Here is a 15,308-nt window from a genome sequence, read left to right as displayed (position 1 = left end):
TCGATGAGTGAACGCTGGACCACAGCGGTGCTCGATACCGCACAACCCGGTGGCTGGGCCGTGGCTCGCAGCAGCCAGGGATTTCTCTGCAACGCCCAAGGCGTACTGTTCGAGCGTGACTGGCTCAAGCAGCGACCCATCGATGTCCTGACCGAACACGGCATCGGGCATTTCGACGGCCGGCCGGTTTACCTTCTGGAGCTGCGCAGCCCGGACGCACCGGACGGCTGCCACTGGCAGGGCCTGCGGCAGTTCATGCTCGAAGGCGATTTCCAGGTCTACCGCATGCTCGGCTATGCCGCGCAGATCGGCACCTGGGCGCGTGAGCATCGGTTTTGCGGCAGTTGCGGCGGCCCGACATTGCAGGTGCCAGGTGAACGTGCGATGCATTGCGCGCGCTGCGAGTTGCGCAGCTATCCGCGGATCTCGCCGAGCATGATCGTACTGGTCACCCGCGGCGATGAAGTCCTGCTGGCTCGCTCTCCACGGTTCGTGCCGCGTGTCTACAGCACGTTGGCCGGCTTTGCCGAGCCGGGCGAGTCTGCCGAAGACTGCCTGCGCCGTGAGGTGATGGAAGAGGTCCAGGTGAGCGTACGCAACATCCAGTACATCGGCAGCCAATGCTGGCCGTTTCCGCATTCGATGATGCTGGGTTTCCATGCCGAATACGCCGCCGGCGAGATCGTGCCGCAGCTCGACGAAATCGAAGACGCCCAGTGGTTTCGCATCGATGCATTGCCGGCCCTGCCGGCCGGGCGCTCGATTGCCCGGCATCTCATCGACCTGTACGTGGCGCGCCGCTCAGGCCTGCCCGAACCAGTGCTGCCAGGCTAGCCGCACGGTCAGGGCCAGCACGATGGTAATGAACACCGGGCGGATGAACTTGGCGCCGCCGCCGATCGCCGTGCGTGCGCCGAAGAACGCACCCACCGTCACTGCCAGGCCCATGCTCAGGCCGATCAGCCAGTCGACCTGACCGCTGATGATGAACACCGTGAGTGCGGCGATGTTGCTGACGAAGTTCATGCTGCGCGCCACGCCGCTGGCGCGGACCAGATCCAGTGGGTACAGCAGCATCGTGCTGACGGTCCAGAAGGCCCCGGTGCCGGGGCCTGCCACGCCATCGTAGAAGCCCAGCGTCAAGCCTTGGGGCAATTGCCATTTGCGCTTGATTGGCGCGTGGCTGTCCAGGGGCGCCTTGGGTGTACCGCCGAACAGCAGGTACAGGCCGCAGGCGAAGACGATCACCGGCAGCATCCGGTTCAGCCATTCGGCGGGCATGTAGTGCGCCGCACCTGCACCGAGAAATCCGCCGACCAGGGTGCCCAGCAGGGCATTCTTCCATTGCCGCGGATGGAACAGCTTGCGTTTGTAGAACGTATAGCTTGCAGTCGCGGCGCCAAAGGTCGAGCTGAGCTTGTTGGTGCCCAGCACCAGGTGCGGTGGCAAGCCTGCAGTGAGCAGGGCAGGCGTGGTGAGCAGGCCGCCACCGCCAGCGATGGCGTCGATGAACCCGGCCACGAATGCGACCAGCACGAGAATGAGCAGGACGCTCGGCGTGACGCTGAGATTGGACAGAAGATCGAAAGACATGGGGTCGGCTTCACGGCAGGGTGCATGCGAAAGGCGCAGGCGAATGCAGCCATTCTAGCCGGTGCGCGGCGCTGCATGCATCCGTAGGAGCGGTCTTTGGCCGCGAATGGGACGCCGCGGAGCCGCCGATGGACCGCGCCGGCCGTTTCGCGGCCAAAGACCGCTCCTACACAGGAGCCTGATACCGTAGGAGCGGTTAGCGGCCGCGAAAGCAACGCCGCGGAGTTCCAGATTCAACGCGCCGCCGAGATGGGGCTAGCCGATCTGCTCTTTCGCCAGCTTCACCACATTGTCCACGGTGAACCCGAACTTGGCCTGCAGCTTGTCGATCGGCGCCGAGGCCCCGAAGCTGTTCATCACCACCTTCGCACCGGTGGCACCCACGTAGCGATCCCAACCCAGCGGTCCGGCCTGCTCGATGGCCACGCGCGCAGTCACCGCAGCCGGCAGCACCTGTTCGCGATACTGCGCATCCTGCTCCTCGAACAACTCCCAGCACGGCAGGCTGACCACGCGAGCCGCGATACCTTGCTCGTGCAACTGCTCATAAGCCTGCACGGCAAGGCCCACTTCACTGCCAGTGGCGATCAGAATCACCTGCGGATTCTCGCTGTCGGCCAACACATAGCCGCCACGGGCGACGCCCTCGGCACTGCCGAAGCGCTCGCGATCCAGGGTCGCCATAGGCTGACGCGACAACACGATGCACGACGGCCGATCGGTCTGTGCCAAGGCAATCTTCCATGCCTGGGTGGTTTCGTTGGCATCGCCTGGGCGCAACGTCAGCAGCCCCGGCGTCGCGCGTAGCTGGGTCAGGTGTTCGATGGGCTGATGGGTCGGGCCGTCCTCACCGACACCGATGGAGTCGTGAGTGAAGACGAATACCACCGGCAGCTCCATGATCGCCGCCAGGCGAATCGGCGGTTTCATGTAGTCGCTGAACACCAGAAAGGTCGAGGTGTACGGACGGATGTAGCACAGCGCCAGGCCATTGGCGATCGCGCCCATGGCGTGCTCGCGGATGCCAAAGTGTAGATTGCGCCCCTCAGGCTGGGTTGCCGAAAAACTGCCGGCACCGTCGAACGTCAGGTTGGTCTTGGTCGACGGCGACAGATCGGCCGAACCGCCCAGCAACCAGGGAATCTTCTTGGCGAACGCGTTCAGCACCTTGCCGCCCGCGGCACGCGTCGCCACACCCTTGGCGTCGGTGTCGAAGGCTTCCAGTTCGGCCTGCCAGCCTTCGGGCATTTCCCCAGCGCGCATGCGCCGCAGTTCCTCGGCCAGGTCGGGTTCGCGTTCTGCCAGTGTCTGCAACTGCTGTTCCCACTGCGCATGGCGTTCACCATGGCTGCTCAGCAAGGTGTCACGCAGATGATGAGCCACGCTGTCAGGCACCGAGAAGCTGCTGTTCTCATCCCAGCCGTAGGCTTTCTTGGCCAGCTTGATCTCATCGTCACCCAGCGCTTCACCGTGGGCAGCGGCGGTGTTCTGTTTGTTCGGCGCGCCATAGCCGATCACGCTGTCGACCATGATCAAGGTCGGCGCGTCGCGGTTCTGGGTGAACTGCTCGAAGGCTTTGGCCAACGCTTCGGTGTCGTTGGCGTCGGTGACGTGCAAGGTGTTCCAGCCGTAGCCCTTGAATCGGGTCAGCACGTCTTCGCTGAACGCCAGTTCGGTGTGGCCTTCGATGCTGATCGTGTTGTTGTCGTAGATCCAGCACAGGTTGGCCAGCTTCAAATGGCCGGCCATCGACGCGGCCTCGCTGCTGACGCCTTCCATCATGTCGCCGTCGCCGCAGATCGCGTAGACGTTGTAGTCGAACAGCTTCAGGTCGTCGCGGTTGAAGCGCGACGCAAGCCAGTGCTGAGCCATGGCCATGCCAACGCTGTTGGCGCAACCTTGGCCCAGCGGCCCGGTAGTGGTCTCGACACCGGTAGTGAAACGGTATTCGGGATGCCCGGGAGTCTTGGAGTCCATCTGCCGAAACTGCTTGATGTCGTCCAGGCTGACTGCAGGCTGGCCGGTCTTGGTCCCGTGCGCGTCGATTTCTTCGACGCCCGCCAGGTGCAACAGCCCGTACAGCAGCATGGAAGCATGGCCGGCGGAGAGCACGAATCGGTCGCGGTTGGGCCAGTCGGGATGCTCGGGGTGGTAGCGCAGGAAGCGGCTCCACAGGGTATAGCCCACCGGCGCCAGGGCCATGGGTGTGCCGGGATGCCCGGAATTGGCTTTCTGCACGGCATCCATGGCCAACGTGCGCAAGGTATTGATGCACAGCTGGTCGGTGGCGGTGGAACTGGCTGGATTGGAAACCTGATTTGTCATATTGATTCGATCCCACATTGAGTTCGCGAGGAAATCGCGGTGAAGATGTCGTCAGGGTTGACCCTTGAGCGGCCGGGTAAGTTGCGTTGCAAGGCCGTGCTCTGCACTTCAACCAATTGTTACCTGCCGTGCAACTCAGCTTTATCGAAATCCGGTTTGCCCGGCGCCCGTCTCCCGGCCTAAGCTTGCCCGTTCGATGCCGTACGCCCTTATCAGTGGAATCCATGATGCCCAGCCAGTTTCCTTCCGCCAGGCCGCGCCGCCTGCGCCGCAACGCTTCTTTCCGCGATCTGTTCCAGGAAGCCGAATTCAATCTTGGCGACCTGGTGCTGCCGATTTTCGTCGAAGAAGAGATCGACGACTTCGTGCCCATCAACAGCATGCCGGGAGTCATGCGCATTCCCGAGTCGAAGCTTGCGGGCGAGATCGAGCGCTACGCGCGTGCCGGCATCAAATCGGTGATGACGTTCGGCGTGTCTCACCACCTCGATGCCGATGGCAGCGACACCTGGAACGAAAACGGTCTGGTGGCGCGCATTGCCCGTATCTGCAAGGACACCGCTCCCGAGATGGTGGTCATGGCCGACACCTGTTTCTGCGAGTACACCTCCCATGGTCACTGCGGGGTTCTCCACGGTGAGCATGTCGACAACGACGCCACCTTGATCAACCTCGGCAAGCAGGCCGTGGTTGCGGCCCGCGCCGGTGCCGATTTCATTTCGCCGTCGGCGGCCATGGACGGTCAGGTCCAGGCGATCCGTGCTGCGCTGGACGAAGCCGGTTTCTTCGACACGTCGATCATGGCCTATTCGACCAAATTCGCGTCGTCGTTCTACGGCCCGTTCCGCGAAGCCGGTGGCACGGCCCTCAAGGGTGATCGCAAGACGTACCAGATGAACCCCATGAACCGTCGTGAAGCCGTGCGCGAATCGCTGCTCGACGAGCAGGAGGGCGCGGACGCCTTGATGGTCAAGCCTGCAGGGGCCTACCTCGACATCATTCGCGATATCCGCGAGGCGTCGCGCCTGCCGCTGGCTGCGTACCAGGTCAGTGGCGAATACGCGATGATCAAGTTTGCCGGCCAGGCAGGCGCGGTGGACGAGCAGCGTATCGTCCGCGAGAGCCTGGGCGCGATCAAGCGCGCTGGCGCCGACCTGATCTTCACTTACTTCGCCATGGACATCGCCCGCGAAGGCATCTGACTCGTCGATTCACTCGCCCTGGCGCATCGGCATGCGGTCGATGGTGCTGAACAAAGCCTGCGGATCGACGGGCCCCGGTTGGTCGACCTTGATGCCGCCGTCCTTGCCCACCAGCAAGACCCGGGCCTGGGCATCGGCCGGGTGCCTGAGCGCCTTGAGCAGCGCCGCGCTGGACTCATTGCTCAACGGCTGGCCATTGCGGCTGGCCCGGCCGCCGACGATTTCGTAGAGCACCATCTCGCGTTCGACGAACGCCTCGCGGTTGACCGGCCTGGCCAGCGCGGTGCGCAGGTCGACCAGGGTGGCATCGCGTGCATCAGGCGCAATGACGATCAGTGGACGACTCTGCCAGCGTTCGGCAACCAGCGGGTTGCCGTCGCTGGCATGGGCCAGGGACGCGCCCAGCGCCAGGGCTGTGATCAGGTTTTTCATGTTCCATCTCCTTTCAACGAGCAGGGTCTGGCCCGACAGGGGCATTCTCGACAATGGCATTCCCGGTAGAACTTGGGCAGGTGCGGTGGGTTCCAAGCCGTATCGTTCCTGCGCAATGGGTAATGCAATGCCACTTAGAATCCAGCAACACGATATAGAACAAACCAATCTGCGCACCGTCAGTGAAATATGGCTAGCGGGCCCGGCGTGTACGTTCAGTGCAGAAAGCGAGATCGACACCCTGTGTTTCTGGCGTGGAAGGCCCGTTGTCAGCCACGAAATGCTCAGTGAGGGCACTCACGAGCAGAACCTGCAGCGGCTGTGGCTGGTCGTCGCTGACATTTGCGACAACCCTGCCGTTGCGACACTGGAGGCCAGGCTGCGTACCGCGCTGGACAAGCAGAACATGGAAGGTGAGTTCTATCCTGCGGAGCAGAAAAATACCACTCGTCACTAGTCAAGCTCGTTTGCGTTACAGAACAATGCAGAAAGCCCGGTCAAGCGTTGACGGTTCGGGCAAACTGCATGAGTCCAAGTTTAGGTTGGTTACCTAAACTTATGATTTTAAAAGCTATTATTTTTATCCTGCGTGGCACGCGTGGTGCAGTGTTCTCCCCGCAAGCATTTCGTGAGCGATCACACACGTTGAACCTGCTAGGAGCACGACAATAATGATGACCCCTGCCGACCACCTTCCTCCTGCCGCGCTATCCGCTTCGACGGACAGTTCCAATCACTCGGGTGTTTCCTGGGCCGCGATCTTCGCCGGCGCAGCGGGTGCCGCCGCCTTGTCCATGATCCTGGTGGTGCTCGGCTTCGGTCTTGGCTTTTCGGCCATATCGCCTTGGGCCGACAAGGGTGTGAGCGCCACTACGCTCGGCGTCTCCACGGTAATCTGGCTGACGTTCACGCAAATTGTCGCCTCCGGAATGGGCGGCTACATTGCCGGCCGCCTGCGGGTGAAGTGGGCCAACATACACGGCGACGAGGTGTACTTCCGCGATACCGCGCACGGCTTCCTGGCGTGGGCAGTGGCCTCGCTGGTCACTGCGATGCTGGTGTTGGGTTCGGTCGGCAGTGCGATCGGCGGCGGCGTGCAGGCCGGCGCCAGCGTTGCCTCCAATGCCGCCGTGGCAGCGGGCAGTTCCGCGAATGACAACGCCAGCGACCCGTATGGCTACTTCGTCGACATGCTGTTTCGCGACAACCGCCCGGTAGCGGTCAGCGATGACGCAGCCCATGCCGTGGTGACCCGTATTTTCGCCCGGACTGTGAGCAACGACGGTCAGCTCGCCGGTGAAGACCGCGCCTACTTGGCGCAACTGGTCAGCCAGCGTACCAACTTGACCCAGGCTCAGGCCGAGCAGCGCGTTGATCAGGTCTACGGTCAGGCGTTGAAGTCGGTCGAAAACGCTGAAATGGCCGCCCGCCAGGCCGCCGATACCGCCAAGAAGGTTGCTGCCGCCACGGCGCTGTGGACGTTCGTCGCCTTGCTCTGCGGCGCGTTCTTCGCCAGCTTCGCGGCGACCTTCGGTGGCCGCAGCCGGGATGCCGTAGTCTGGCATGAACGCGACCGCACCCGCACTCACGCACCCACTTCGATTCGCTGATCAAGGAGTACTGCCATGCGCTCGATTCTCTTGTTTTTCCTCGGTGTGCCTATCCCGATCATCATCTTGATCGCGCTGTTCATGCACTGATTCATCCAGCAGTTGCATGACAAAAAACGCCCCCGGCGCAATTCCATTGCCCGGGGGCGTGTCGTTTGGGCCTGCTGTAATGCAATCGCGCGGTCGAAAATTTGTTGTCCTGATGTTTCATTTGTCATGGATGGCGCCCCGAGTCCTGTGTGCTTGGCCATACTGGGGTCTGCCATCTTCGTGGGAAATGTCTTCCCGACTCGCGTGAAAACCCTGAGGGGCTACTCCATGCCGACCCGCCGCCAATTCGTTCAGTACACTGCCATGTTGAGCGCAGCCGCCAGCTGGGGCTCGCTCATGTCACCCCTGGCATTCGCCGCACAACCCTTGTTGCAGCGCAAGATTCCCGCCTCCGGGGAACAGCTTCCGGCCATCGGCCTGGGTACCTCGCAGACATTCAACGTCGACCCTGCTTCGGCAGACATGGCGCCGCTGCGCGATGTGCTCAGGGCCTTCGTCGACGGTGGCGCCAGGGTGATCGACACGGCGCCCAGCTATGGTCGCGCCGAGCAGGTGACCGGCGACCTGGTGAACCAGGCCGGCGCGCGCGACAAGGTGTTTCTCGCAAGCAAGGTATCTGCGACCGGACGCGAGGCCGGCATGCGCCAGATCGAAGCCAGCTTCAAGGCCCTGCAGACCGACAGGATCGACCTCATCCAGGTTCATAACCTGCAGGACACCCGTACCCAGTTGGCATTGCTGCGTGAACTCAAGGCCCAAGGCCGTATTCGCTACATAGGCGTGACGCATTACGTGGAATCGGCTCACGACGAGCTGCTGGCCGTGCTGAAGAAAGAGCCGGTCGATTTCGTCCAGGTCAACTACTCGATAGGCGCGCGCAACGCCGAGCGTACCCTGTTGCCGTACTGCGCCGATCACGGCATAGCCACCTTGATCAACCGCACGTTCGAAGCTGGCCGGCTGTTCGCCAAGGTCAAAGGCCGCGCTCTTCCCGAGTGGGCTGCGGCCGAGCTGGATGCCAGTTCATGGGCCCAGTTGATGCTCAAGTTCGTGCTGGCCAACCCTGCGGTCACCACGGTGATTCCAGCCACCTCGCAGCCGCGCTATGTCCTCGACAACCTGTTGGCCGGCCAGGGCCGCCTGCCCGATGCCGGCCAGTTGCAACGCATCGCCGCCGAATTCGCCTGAGGTGCGCAAGCCATGATCAGCGTCAGCGTCAGCGCGCGTCTGCGTCAGGCGATCAATGCCCGACCCGATGAAGGGCGGGCAGCGCTGGCCGCGTTCGCGTTGTTTTTCTGCCTGTTCTGCGGCTATTTCATGCTGCGGCCGATCCGCGAATCCATGGGCATCCAGGGCGGTGTGGAAAACCTGCAATGGTTGTTCACGGCCACCTTCGTCGCAATGCTGGTGGCCGTGCCGCTGTTCGGCTGGCTCAACTCCAGGGTGCCCAGGCTTCACTACATCGACTGGGTATACGGATTCTTCGGCGGCAACCTGTTGCTGTTCGCCGCCGCCTTCGCTGCTGCCGAGCAGGGCATCTGGCTGGCGCGAATCTTCTACGTATGGATCTCGGTCTATAACCTGTTCGTCATCTCGGTGGCATGGAGCTTGATGGCCGATGTGTTCGATGGCGCCCAGGCCAAGCGCCTGTTCGCGTTCATCGCCGCCGGAGCCAGCGTCGGCGGCCTGGCGGGGCCGGCCACGAGCGCGCTGCTGGTCGGCGCCATCGGCGCCAGCGGGCTGTCGATACTGGCGGCAGCATTGCTTGGCGTCGCGATCTTGCTGAAACACCGATTGATGAGCTGGCGTGCCGAGCACGGGGCAGGGCGGCCGGGTGCCGCGCACGCCGAAAGCCCGCGCAAGCCGGTGGCCGGCAACCCGTTCAGTGGGCTGACGCGTGTGCTGCAATCGCGCTACCTGCTGGGCATTTGCGCCTTCGTCGTGCTGTTGGCCACGGTCAGCACCTTTCTTTATTTCGAACAGGCCCGTCTGGTCGCCGAACGCTTCCCCGGTCGCGAGGAACAGGTGCGGGTATTCGGCATCATCGATTTCGTGGTCCAGGCCGGTGCGCTCATCGCGCAGTTGTTCATCACCGGCCGGCTGGCGCAACGGCTGGGAGTGAAGACCTTGCTGGCGCTGGTGCCGGCGCTGGTCTGCCTGGGCTTCGTCGGCCTGGCGCTGGCACCCACTTTCGCCATGCTGGCTGGGCTGATGATCGTGCGCCGCATCGGCGAATACGCCTTCGTACGTCCCGGTCGCGAAATGCTCTTCGCCCCATTGGACGCCGAAACCAAATACAAGGCGAAGAACTTCATCGACACGGTGGTCTACCGCGGCGGCGATGCCTTCAGTGGCTGGGTGAAGAGCCTGCTCGACCTGCTCGGACACGGCGTGTTGCTGATCGCCCTGGTGGGCGCTGCCTGCGCGGCGCTGTGGGGAGCGGTGGGCTGGTACCTGGGTGGCAAAGCGGATGCAGCCTCTGCAGAACATTCGGACGCTCGCAAATAAACTGCCTGGATGACCCACGGTTGGCTACAGTAAAGCTGAGTTCGGCCGACAACTTCTGATTACACCCATACGTTCGGACATGATGTCTACGACCAGACGCTTCACCTGCACCGGCCTGTTCGCGCTGATCAAACGGTTGTGCAGCGTACCTCAAGGCAATTCGCGTCTGCTGGCGGCCCAGTACCAGGCCCTGGCCAGGCAGATTCCCCTGATGTACTTCATCCTGCTCATCAACAGCTGGGCGCTGGCCTTCACCCACATGGCCAGCTCGCCCGTGTGGATGACCGTGCACATACCGCTGGTACTGACCCTCATCAGCCTGGTACGAGCGCTGGCCTGGCGCCGCGGTTGGCAGCACCAGCCAGACGATGTCGAAGTCGCCCAGGCGCTGGCACGGACCAACCGCATCTGTTGCGTGGTAGCCATCGGTTTCACTGTGTGGGCGCTGGCCCTGTTTCCCTATGGCGACAGCTACGCCAAGGCCCATGTGGCGTTCTACATGGCCATCACGGTGATCGGCTGCATTTTCTGCCTGATGCACCTGCGCTCCGCCGCCCTGATGACGGCCGCCGTGGTCAACGTGGCCTTCATTGCCTTTTTCGCCTCCACCGATAACCCGACGTTCATCGCCACCAGCGTCAACGTGATGCTGGTCACGGGCATCATGCTGGTGGTGTTGCAGAACAACTACCGCAACTTCACCGGCCTGGTGAACGCCCAGGCGCACAGCGAAGCGCTGAGCGACGAGAACTTCCTGCTGGCCAACAAGGACAGCCTGACCGGGCTACCCAATCGCCGCTGGTTCTTCAACTGCCTGGACACCTGTCTGGCCCAGGCAGGGGAGCATGGGCACAGACTGGGCGTGGGCATTCTCGATCTTGACGGATTCAAGCCGGTCAACGACCTGTACGGGCACAGTGTCGGCGACCGCCTGTTGGCCGAGGTCGGCACGCGCCTTGCTGCACTGCTGCCGGACGGCGTTCACGTTGCGCGTCTGGGTGGCGACGAGTTTGCCTTGATCCTGCCCGATTGCGGCGACAACGCGCAGATTGCAGCCTTTGCCGAACGCATCTGCATCGAACTGGGCAAGCCCTACCTGTTGGTCGATGTGCCAATCCAGGTCGGTGCTTCGATGGGCCTGGCGACCTTCCCGGACCTTGCCACCGATGCGCACGAGCTGTTCGAGTACGCCGACTACGCGCTGTACCACAGCAAGCGCCATGTCGTCGGTCACATGTCGCTGTTCTCGGCGCTGCACAGGAAGCAGTTGCAGAGCGCGATCCTCACCGAGCAGGCGCTGCGTCGTGCCGATCTGGATCGCGAGTTCAGCGTCGCCTTCCAGCCCATCGTCGAGTTGCAGACCGGCGCCACCGTGGCGTTCGAAGCCTTGGCTCGGTGGCAGAGCGTGGAGCTGGGGCCGGTGCCGCCCGGCCAGTTCATTCCGGTCGCCGAGCGCAGCGGCATGATCAATCGTCTGACCCTGCCACTGTTGGCCAAGGCCCTGCAGGGTGCATGCACCTGGCCGGCGCCGATCCGTTTGTCCTTCAACCTGTCGGCCCACGACTGCGGCTCCCCCGACGCCGTGCAGGCCATTGTCAAACTCCTGGCCAGCGGCCCGTTCGACCCCAGCCGAGTCGACCTGGAAATCACCGAAACGGCGACCCTGCAGGATCTGGATCTGGTTCAGGAAGCAATCGCATCCCTGCGGGCCCTGGGCTGCGGTATTTCGCTCGACGACTTCGGTACCGGCTATTCGAGCCTGAGCCATCTACACGCGCTGGCCCTGACCAAGCTCAAGGTGGACCGCAGTTTCGTCGCCCGCCTGCACGAGAAACCGGCCAGCTACAAGATCGTCAAATCGCTGCTGGCCTTGACCCAGGACATGGACCTGGATTGCATCTTCGAAGGAGTAGAAACCCGCGAGGAGGCGCAGGCGCTGGCATTGCTGGGTTGTCGCTATGTCCAGGGCTATTACTTCGCCAGGCCCATGCCCGCGGACACTACCGCGACCTGGCTGGTGCAGAGCCTCGTACCGGAGAAATGGCTGGCAACCTCGACCTAAACGCGCCGTTGTCGGGCCGGATGGCCGTGCACCGACGGACCGTTGCTCGACTAACCCTTTGCTTTCCTTGCACAATCTTGGACAATCACGCCCCTTTTCAAGGCCGGGGCGCTGCCAGCTGCACCTTTTTCCCGCTTCCGGCCATCAGTTGAACACAGGCAAGCGGAGATTCGACCGGATGAACGAGCAGGCCAACAGCCTCGACCCACGCTACGCCCAGGCGCCCGCCGCCCTGACCCCCTGGAGCCGCCACGACACCACATGGATGCTCGGCCTGTTCGGCACTGCGATCGGCGCCGGCACCTTGTTCCTGCCGATCAACGCCGGCCTTGGTGGTTTCTGGCCGCTGGTCATTCTTGCCGTGCTGGCTTTCCCGATGACCTACTACGCGCACCAGGGCCTGACCCGCTTCGTGCTTTCCGGCCGCGCCGGCACGGACATCACAGATGTCGTGGAGGAGCACTTCGGCCTCAAGGCGGGGGCGTTGATAACGCTGCTGTACTTCTTCGCCATCTTTCCGATCCTGCTGATCTACAGCGTGGGCCTGACCAACACCGTCGGCAGTTTCATGGAGCATCAGTTGCACATGGATACGCCGCCACGAGCGGTGCTGGCGCTGGTACTGATTCTCGGTCTGTTGATCGTGGTGCGCTGCGGCGAACAGTTCATCGTCAAGGCGATGAGCCTGATGGTCTATCCGTTCATCGTCGCGCTGGTGTTGCTCGCGCTGTACCTGATTCCGCACTGGAATGGTGGCATCCTGGCGACCGCCGGGGACCTGCCCGCACCCGGTGCGCTGATCCATACCCTGTGGCTGGCGATCCCGGTGATGGTGTTTTCCTTCAACCATTCGCCGATCATCTCGGCCTTCGCCGTGGACCAGAAGCGTCGCTACGGTGAGCACGCCGACCAGCGCAGCAGCCAGATCCTGGCGCGCGCCCATGGCTTGATGGTGGTGCTGGTGCTGTTCTTCGTGTTCAGTTGCGTGCTGACCCTGTCGCCTGAGCAGCTTGCCGAAGCCAAGGCGCAGAACCTGTCGATCCTATCCTACCTGGCCAACCATTTCAGCAATCCGGTGATAGCGTTCGCCGCACCGCTGATTGCGATCGTGGCCATCGCCAAATCGTTCCTGGGCCACTACATCGGTGCCAGCGAAGGCATCAAGGGCCTGGTTCTGAAATCCGGCCGTCGGCCCAATGCCAAGGCCCTGGATCGTTTCACCGCACTGTTCATGTTGTTGGTCTGCTGGCTCGTGGCCACGCTCAATCCGAACATCGTGCGCATGATCGAAAGCTTCGGCGGGCCGGTCATTGCCGCGCTGCTGTTCCTCATGCCGATGTACGCGATCCGGCGTGTGCCGGCCATGCGCAAGTACGCCGGGCACGTGTCCAACGTATTCGTGACGCTGGTAGGCTTGGTGGCGATTTCGGCGCTGGTCTATTCGCTGAGCGCCTGAGCAAGCCTGTTACACTGACCCTCGATGCCCGACCTGCGGCCGCCGATTTGCGGCATGCCCAGGGCGGGCGCGCACCGAGGTGGTCGCGATGGACGAAGTACAGCAACTGGCTGACATGCTCAAGGAACACGCCGCAGCCCAGCAACGCCTGCAGCAGGCGTTCAAGGACCAGTGCCAGCACTGGCAAGCCAGCATCCAGGCACTGTTCGGTCAAATCGAAACCTGGCTGGCGCCCCTTACCGATCGGCAACTGCTGGCGATCGAACGTTCGCCCTGGGTCGCCACCAGCAGCAATTACCCCAGCGAGCACTCGCCTTTCATCAGTGAATCGCTGGCAATCATTCTCGCCCAGCGCCGGGTCGAACTGGTGCCGCAGGTGATGGGGCAGGGTGGGGCGATGGTGATAGCCGTCGCGGGTCTGACTTCGGATCGTCACGGCAGCATTTCCATCGTCAAGGACTCGGCGGATGGTGCCTGGTACTGGCGCAAGGAACGTGGCACCAAGGAAGCGGAGTCCAATGTGCTGGATGCCGATTTCTTCGCCCAGCAGCTTCAGGGGCTGATTCCAAAGCCGCGCGACTGAGCAGCGCGCCGCCGCCGACTGCAAGCGTTGTAGGGCTTTCACGGTGCTGAAACGCTTCTTTGAAATTTCTGTACAAGTATTTTATTTCTATTGATTTCAGTGGGTTGCGCTGATTTCTCGCTGAGCCGCAAACTCTCGTTGCACCTGTTCGAGCACAGGTATATATCTCTTGGAACGAAACTGTTCTGTAGTCCCGAGGCCTAGTCCGCCGCGGGTAGGACGCCGATCACAGGCTCTACAGGAGATAGACCATGCTTCCCCCCGGACTCAGCGCGCTGGAGCTGCGCAATATCGTCGAACTGGCGTTTTTGCCACGCAAATGCGTGTGCACAGTGATCGGCGATGAATCGCTGTGTATCAAGCTGTTGAACGAGCAGACCGATGAGGTCGAGCTCTTCAAGGCGGATATTCCCTTTCAACGAGTGGTCAGCGCTGTCGAACGGGCACGGCTCGTTCTGGAACTGGAAAAGCCGCAACCTGCCACCACTGTCCATGCCCGTGCCAGAGCCGGTTGAGCCTCGTTTCAAGAGTGCCAGGGCGTCTGTGTGGCTGGAACACTTATTTTCAATCTACGCATAGGCCGTGCGTCACTTTTCATGGTTAACTTTGCCCTTTCTCAATCCCGAAAAAGGACAAGGCTCATGGCTCAAGTGACGCACAAAGGCAACGCGATCAACGTCAGTGGCGAGCTTCCCCAGGTCGGTGCCCAGGCGCCGGCGTTCACCCTGGTCGGCGGTGGCCTGGCCGAGGTGTCGCTGCAAAGCCTGGCCGGCAAGCGCAAGGTGCTGAACATTTTCCCAAGCATCGATACCCCGACTTGCGCCACTTCCGTGCGCAAGTTCAATGCCCAGGCCAACGACGTGGCCAATACGGCCATCCTCTGCATCTCCGCCGATCTGCCGTTCGCCCAGGCCCGTTTCTGCGGTGCCGAAGGCCTGGAAAACGTCCAGAACCTGTCGACTTTCCGCGCCCATGATTTTCATCACGCCTATGGCGTCGACATTGCCGACGGTGCCCTCAAGGGGCTGACCGCGCGTGCAGTCGTGGTACTCGACGAGAACGACAAGGTGCTGCACAGCGAGCTGGTACCGGAAATCGGCCAGGAACCTGACTACGCAGCCGCCCTCGCTGTACTGAAGTGATCCGTCGCAGTATCTGACAGCCCGCAGTGACTCCGGACGCGGCTCGCGCCGCTGCTACAAAAATTGCGATGTTTCTGTAGCAGCGGCGCAAGCCGCGTCCGGCAGCACCGCGCTCCCGTAGCAGCGGCGCAAGCCGCGTCCGGCAGCACCGCGCTCCCGTAGCAGCGGCGCAAGCCGCGTCCGGCGACACCGCGCTCCCGTAGCAGCGGCGCAAGCCGCGTCGGCCGGCACCGCGCTCCCGTAGCAGCGGCGCAAGCCGCGTCTGGCGACACCGCGCTCCCGTAGCAGCGGCGCAAGCTGCGTCGGCAGCACCGCGCTCCTGTAGCAGCGGCGCAAGCCGCGTC

General features: G+C 62.7%; 15 protein-coding genes. 11 read left to right on the top strand and 4 right to left on the bottom strand.

Going from position 1 to position 15,308, the window contains the following annotated elements; all coding sequences use genetic code 11:
* Nucleotides 1-3: 3 nt before the first annotated feature.
* Nucleotides 4-834: an NAD(+) diphosphatase gene (nudC, locus tag IFT44_RS02940; protein WP_192175392.1), complete on the top strand. Its 831-nt coding sequence runs from the start codon at nucleotides 4-6 to the stop codon at nucleotides 832-834.
* Here the strand turns inward: nudC and IFT44_RS02935 are convergent.
* Both IFT44_RS02935 and tkt read right to left on the bottom strand, forming a co-directional pair.
* A complete protein-coding gene (locus IFT44_RS02935; protein WP_122477856.1) occupies nucleotides 802-1,593 on the bottom strand; it encodes a TSUP family transporter in 792 nt (263 codons plus the stop codon). The genes nudC and IFT44_RS02935 overlap by 33 nt on opposite strands.
* Nucleotides 1,594-1,848: 255 nt before the next feature.
* Complete coding sequence (gene tkt, locus IFT44_RS02930; RefSeq protein WP_192175391.1) at nucleotides 1,849-3,918, bottom strand: transketolase; 2,070 nt, start codon at nucleotides 3,916-3,918, stop codon at nucleotides 1,849-1,851.
* 227 nt (nucleotides 3,919-4,145) lie between these two features.
* On the opposite strand from tkt, the gene hemB reads away from it, so the two are divergent.
* Entirely contained in the window at nucleotides 4,146-5,120 is a 975-nt protein-coding gene (hemB, locus tag IFT44_RS02925; RefSeq protein WP_192137255.1) for a porphobilinogen synthase, read from the top strand.
* Nucleotides 5,121-5,129: 9 nt separating this feature from the next.
* On the opposite strand, the gene IFT44_RS02920 is transcribed toward hemB, so the two are convergent.
* Nucleotides 5,130-5,552, bottom strand: a complete 423-nt coding sequence (locus IFT44_RS02920; protein ID WP_192137253.1) for a DUF4174 domain-containing protein — start codon at nucleotides 5,550-5,552, stop codon at nucleotides 5,130-5,132.
* Here IFT44_RS02920 and IFT44_RS02915 point away from each other — a divergent pair.
* Nucleotides 5,551-6,009, top strand: coding sequence for a hypothetical protein (locus IFT44_RS02915; RefSeq protein WP_244652072.1), 459 nt, complete (start codon nucleotides 5,551-5,553; stop codon nucleotides 6,007-6,009). The two genes, IFT44_RS02920 and IFT44_RS02915, sit on opposite strands and share 2 nt — an antisense overlap.
* Nucleotides 6,010-6,223: 214 nt before the next feature.
* Nucleotides 6,224-7,162 (top strand): hypothetical protein, encoded by a 939-nt coding sequence (locus IFT44_RS02910; RefSeq protein WP_192175390.1) that lies wholly within the window; start codon nucleotides 6,224-6,226, stop codon nucleotides 7,160-7,162.
* On the opposite strand, the gene IFT44_RS02905 is transcribed toward IFT44_RS02910, so the two are convergent.
* Entirely contained in the window at nucleotides 7,138-7,380 is a 243-nt protein-coding gene (locus tag IFT44_RS02905; RefSeq protein WP_192175389.1) for a hypothetical protein, read from the bottom strand. The two genes, IFT44_RS02910 and IFT44_RS02905, sit on opposite strands and share 25 nt — an antisense overlap.
* A 100-nt stretch (nucleotides 7,381-7,480) precedes the next feature.
* Here IFT44_RS02905 and IFT44_RS02900 point away from each other — a divergent pair, with 100 nt between their 5' ends.
* From IFT44_RS02900 to tpx, 7 genes are all read left to right on the top strand, one after another.
* Nucleotides 7,481-8,401: an aldo/keto reductase gene (locus IFT44_RS02900; protein WP_122477867.1), complete on the top strand. Its 921-nt coding sequence runs from the start codon at nucleotides 7,481-7,483 to the stop codon at nucleotides 8,399-8,401.
* A gap of 12 nt (nucleotides 8,402-8,413) precedes the next feature.
* Nucleotides 8,414-9,721 (top strand): NTP/NDP exchange transporter, encoded by a 1,308-nt coding sequence (locus IFT44_RS02895; RefSeq protein WP_192175388.1) that lies wholly within the window; start codon nucleotides 8,414-8,416, stop codon nucleotides 9,719-9,721.
* A gap of 82 nt (nucleotides 9,722-9,803) precedes the next feature.
* Nucleotides 9,804-11,783, top strand: coding sequence for a putative bifunctional diguanylate cyclase/phosphodiesterase (locus IFT44_RS02890; RefSeq protein ID WP_192175387.1), 1,980 nt, complete (start codon nucleotides 9,804-9,806; stop codon nucleotides 11,781-11,783).
* Between the two features lie 178 nt (nucleotides 11,784-11,961).
* Entirely contained in the window at nucleotides 11,962-13,239 is a 1,278-nt protein-coding gene (locus tag IFT44_RS02885) for a serine/threonine transporter (protein ID WP_122477870.1), read from the top strand.
* An 88-nt stretch (nucleotides 13,240-13,327) separates the two neighbouring features.
* A complete protein-coding gene (locus IFT44_RS02880) occupies nucleotides 13,328-13,822 on the top strand; it encodes a hypothetical protein (protein WP_122477871.1) in 495 nt (164 codons plus the stop codon).
* A gap of 251 nt (nucleotides 13,823-14,073) precedes the next feature.
* On the top strand, nucleotides 14,074-14,337 hold the full coding sequence (locus IFT44_RS02875) for a DUF1652 domain-containing protein (protein WP_122477873.1): 264 nt from the start codon (nucleotides 14,074-14,076) through the stop codon (nucleotides 14,335-14,337).
* A gap of 126 nt (nucleotides 14,338-14,463) precedes the next feature.
* Complete coding sequence (gene tpx, locus IFT44_RS02870; protein WP_192103533.1) at nucleotides 14,464-14,964, top strand: thiol peroxidase; 501 nt, start codon at nucleotides 14,464-14,466, stop codon at nucleotides 14,962-14,964.
* Nucleotides 14,965-15,308 lie beyond the last annotated feature (344 nt).

The sequence above is a fragment of the Pseudomonas sp. CFBP 13710 genome, from assembly GCF_014842235.1.
Classification (GTDB): Bacteria; Pseudomonadota; Gammaproteobacteria; order Pseudomonadales; family Pseudomonadaceae; genus Aquipseudomonas; species Aquipseudomonas baltica.
The sequence above is the reverse complement of the archived record's forward strand: the minus strand, read 5'-3'. Positions and strand labels throughout refer to the sequence as shown.

What these genes read in the sequence shown, in the direction of transcription:
- nudC (WP_192175392.1), top strand. Translation starts at nt 4, where the DNA reads ATGAGTGAACGCTGGACCACAGCGGTGCTCGATACCGCACAACCCGGT.
- IFT44_RS02935 (WP_122477856.1), bottom strand. Translation starts at nt 1,593, where the DNA reads ATGTCTTTCGATCTTCTGTCCAATCTCAGCGTCACGCCGAGCGTCCTG.
- tkt (WP_192175391.1), bottom strand. Translation starts at nt 3,918, where the DNA reads ATGACAAATCAGGTTTCCAATCCAGCCAGTTCCACCGCCACCGACCAG.
- hemB (WP_192137255.1), top strand. Translation starts at nt 4,146, where the DNA reads ATGCCCAGCCAGTTTCCTTCCGCCAGGCCGCGCCGCCTGCGCCGCAAC.
- IFT44_RS02915 (WP_244652072.1), top strand. Translation starts at nt 5,551, where the DNA reads ATGTTCCATCTCCTTTCAACGAGCAGGGTCTGGCCCGACAGGGGCATT.
- IFT44_RS02920 (WP_192137253.1), bottom strand. Translation starts at nt 5,552, where the DNA reads ATGAAAAACCTGATCACAGCCCTGGCGCTGGGCGCGTCCCTGGCCCAT.
- IFT44_RS02910 (WP_192175390.1), top strand. Translation starts at nt 6,224, where the DNA reads ATGATGACCCCTGCCGACCACCTTCCTCCTGCCGCGCTATCCGCTTCG.
- IFT44_RS02905 (WP_192175389.1), bottom strand. Translation starts at nt 7,380, where the DNA reads ATGACAAATGAAACATCAGGACAACAAATTTTCGACCGCGCGATTGCA.
- IFT44_RS02900 (WP_122477867.1), top strand. Translation starts at nt 7,481, where the DNA reads ATGCCGACCCGCCGCCAATTCGTTCAGTACACTGCCATGTTGAGCGCA.
- IFT44_RS02895 (WP_192175388.1), top strand. Translation starts at nt 8,414, where the DNA reads ATGATCAGCGTCAGCGTCAGCGCGCGTCTGCGTCAGGCGATCAATGCC.
- IFT44_RS02890 (WP_192175387.1), top strand. Translation starts at nt 9,804, where the DNA reads ATGTCTACGACCAGACGCTTCACCTGCACCGGCCTGTTCGCGCTGATC.
- IFT44_RS02885 (WP_122477870.1), top strand. Translation starts at nt 11,962, where the DNA reads ATGAACGAGCAGGCCAACAGCCTCGACCCACGCTACGCCCAGGCGCCC.
- IFT44_RS02880 (WP_122477871.1), top strand. Translation starts at nt 13,328, where the DNA reads ATGGACGAAGTACAGCAACTGGCTGACATGCTCAAGGAACACGCCGCA.
- IFT44_RS02875 (WP_122477873.1), top strand. Translation starts at nt 14,074, where the DNA reads ATGCTTCCCCCCGGACTCAGCGCGCTGGAGCTGCGCAATATCGTCGAA.
- tpx (WP_192103533.1), top strand. Translation starts at nt 14,464, where the DNA reads ATGGCTCAAGTGACGCACAAAGGCAACGCGATCAACGTCAGTGGCGAG.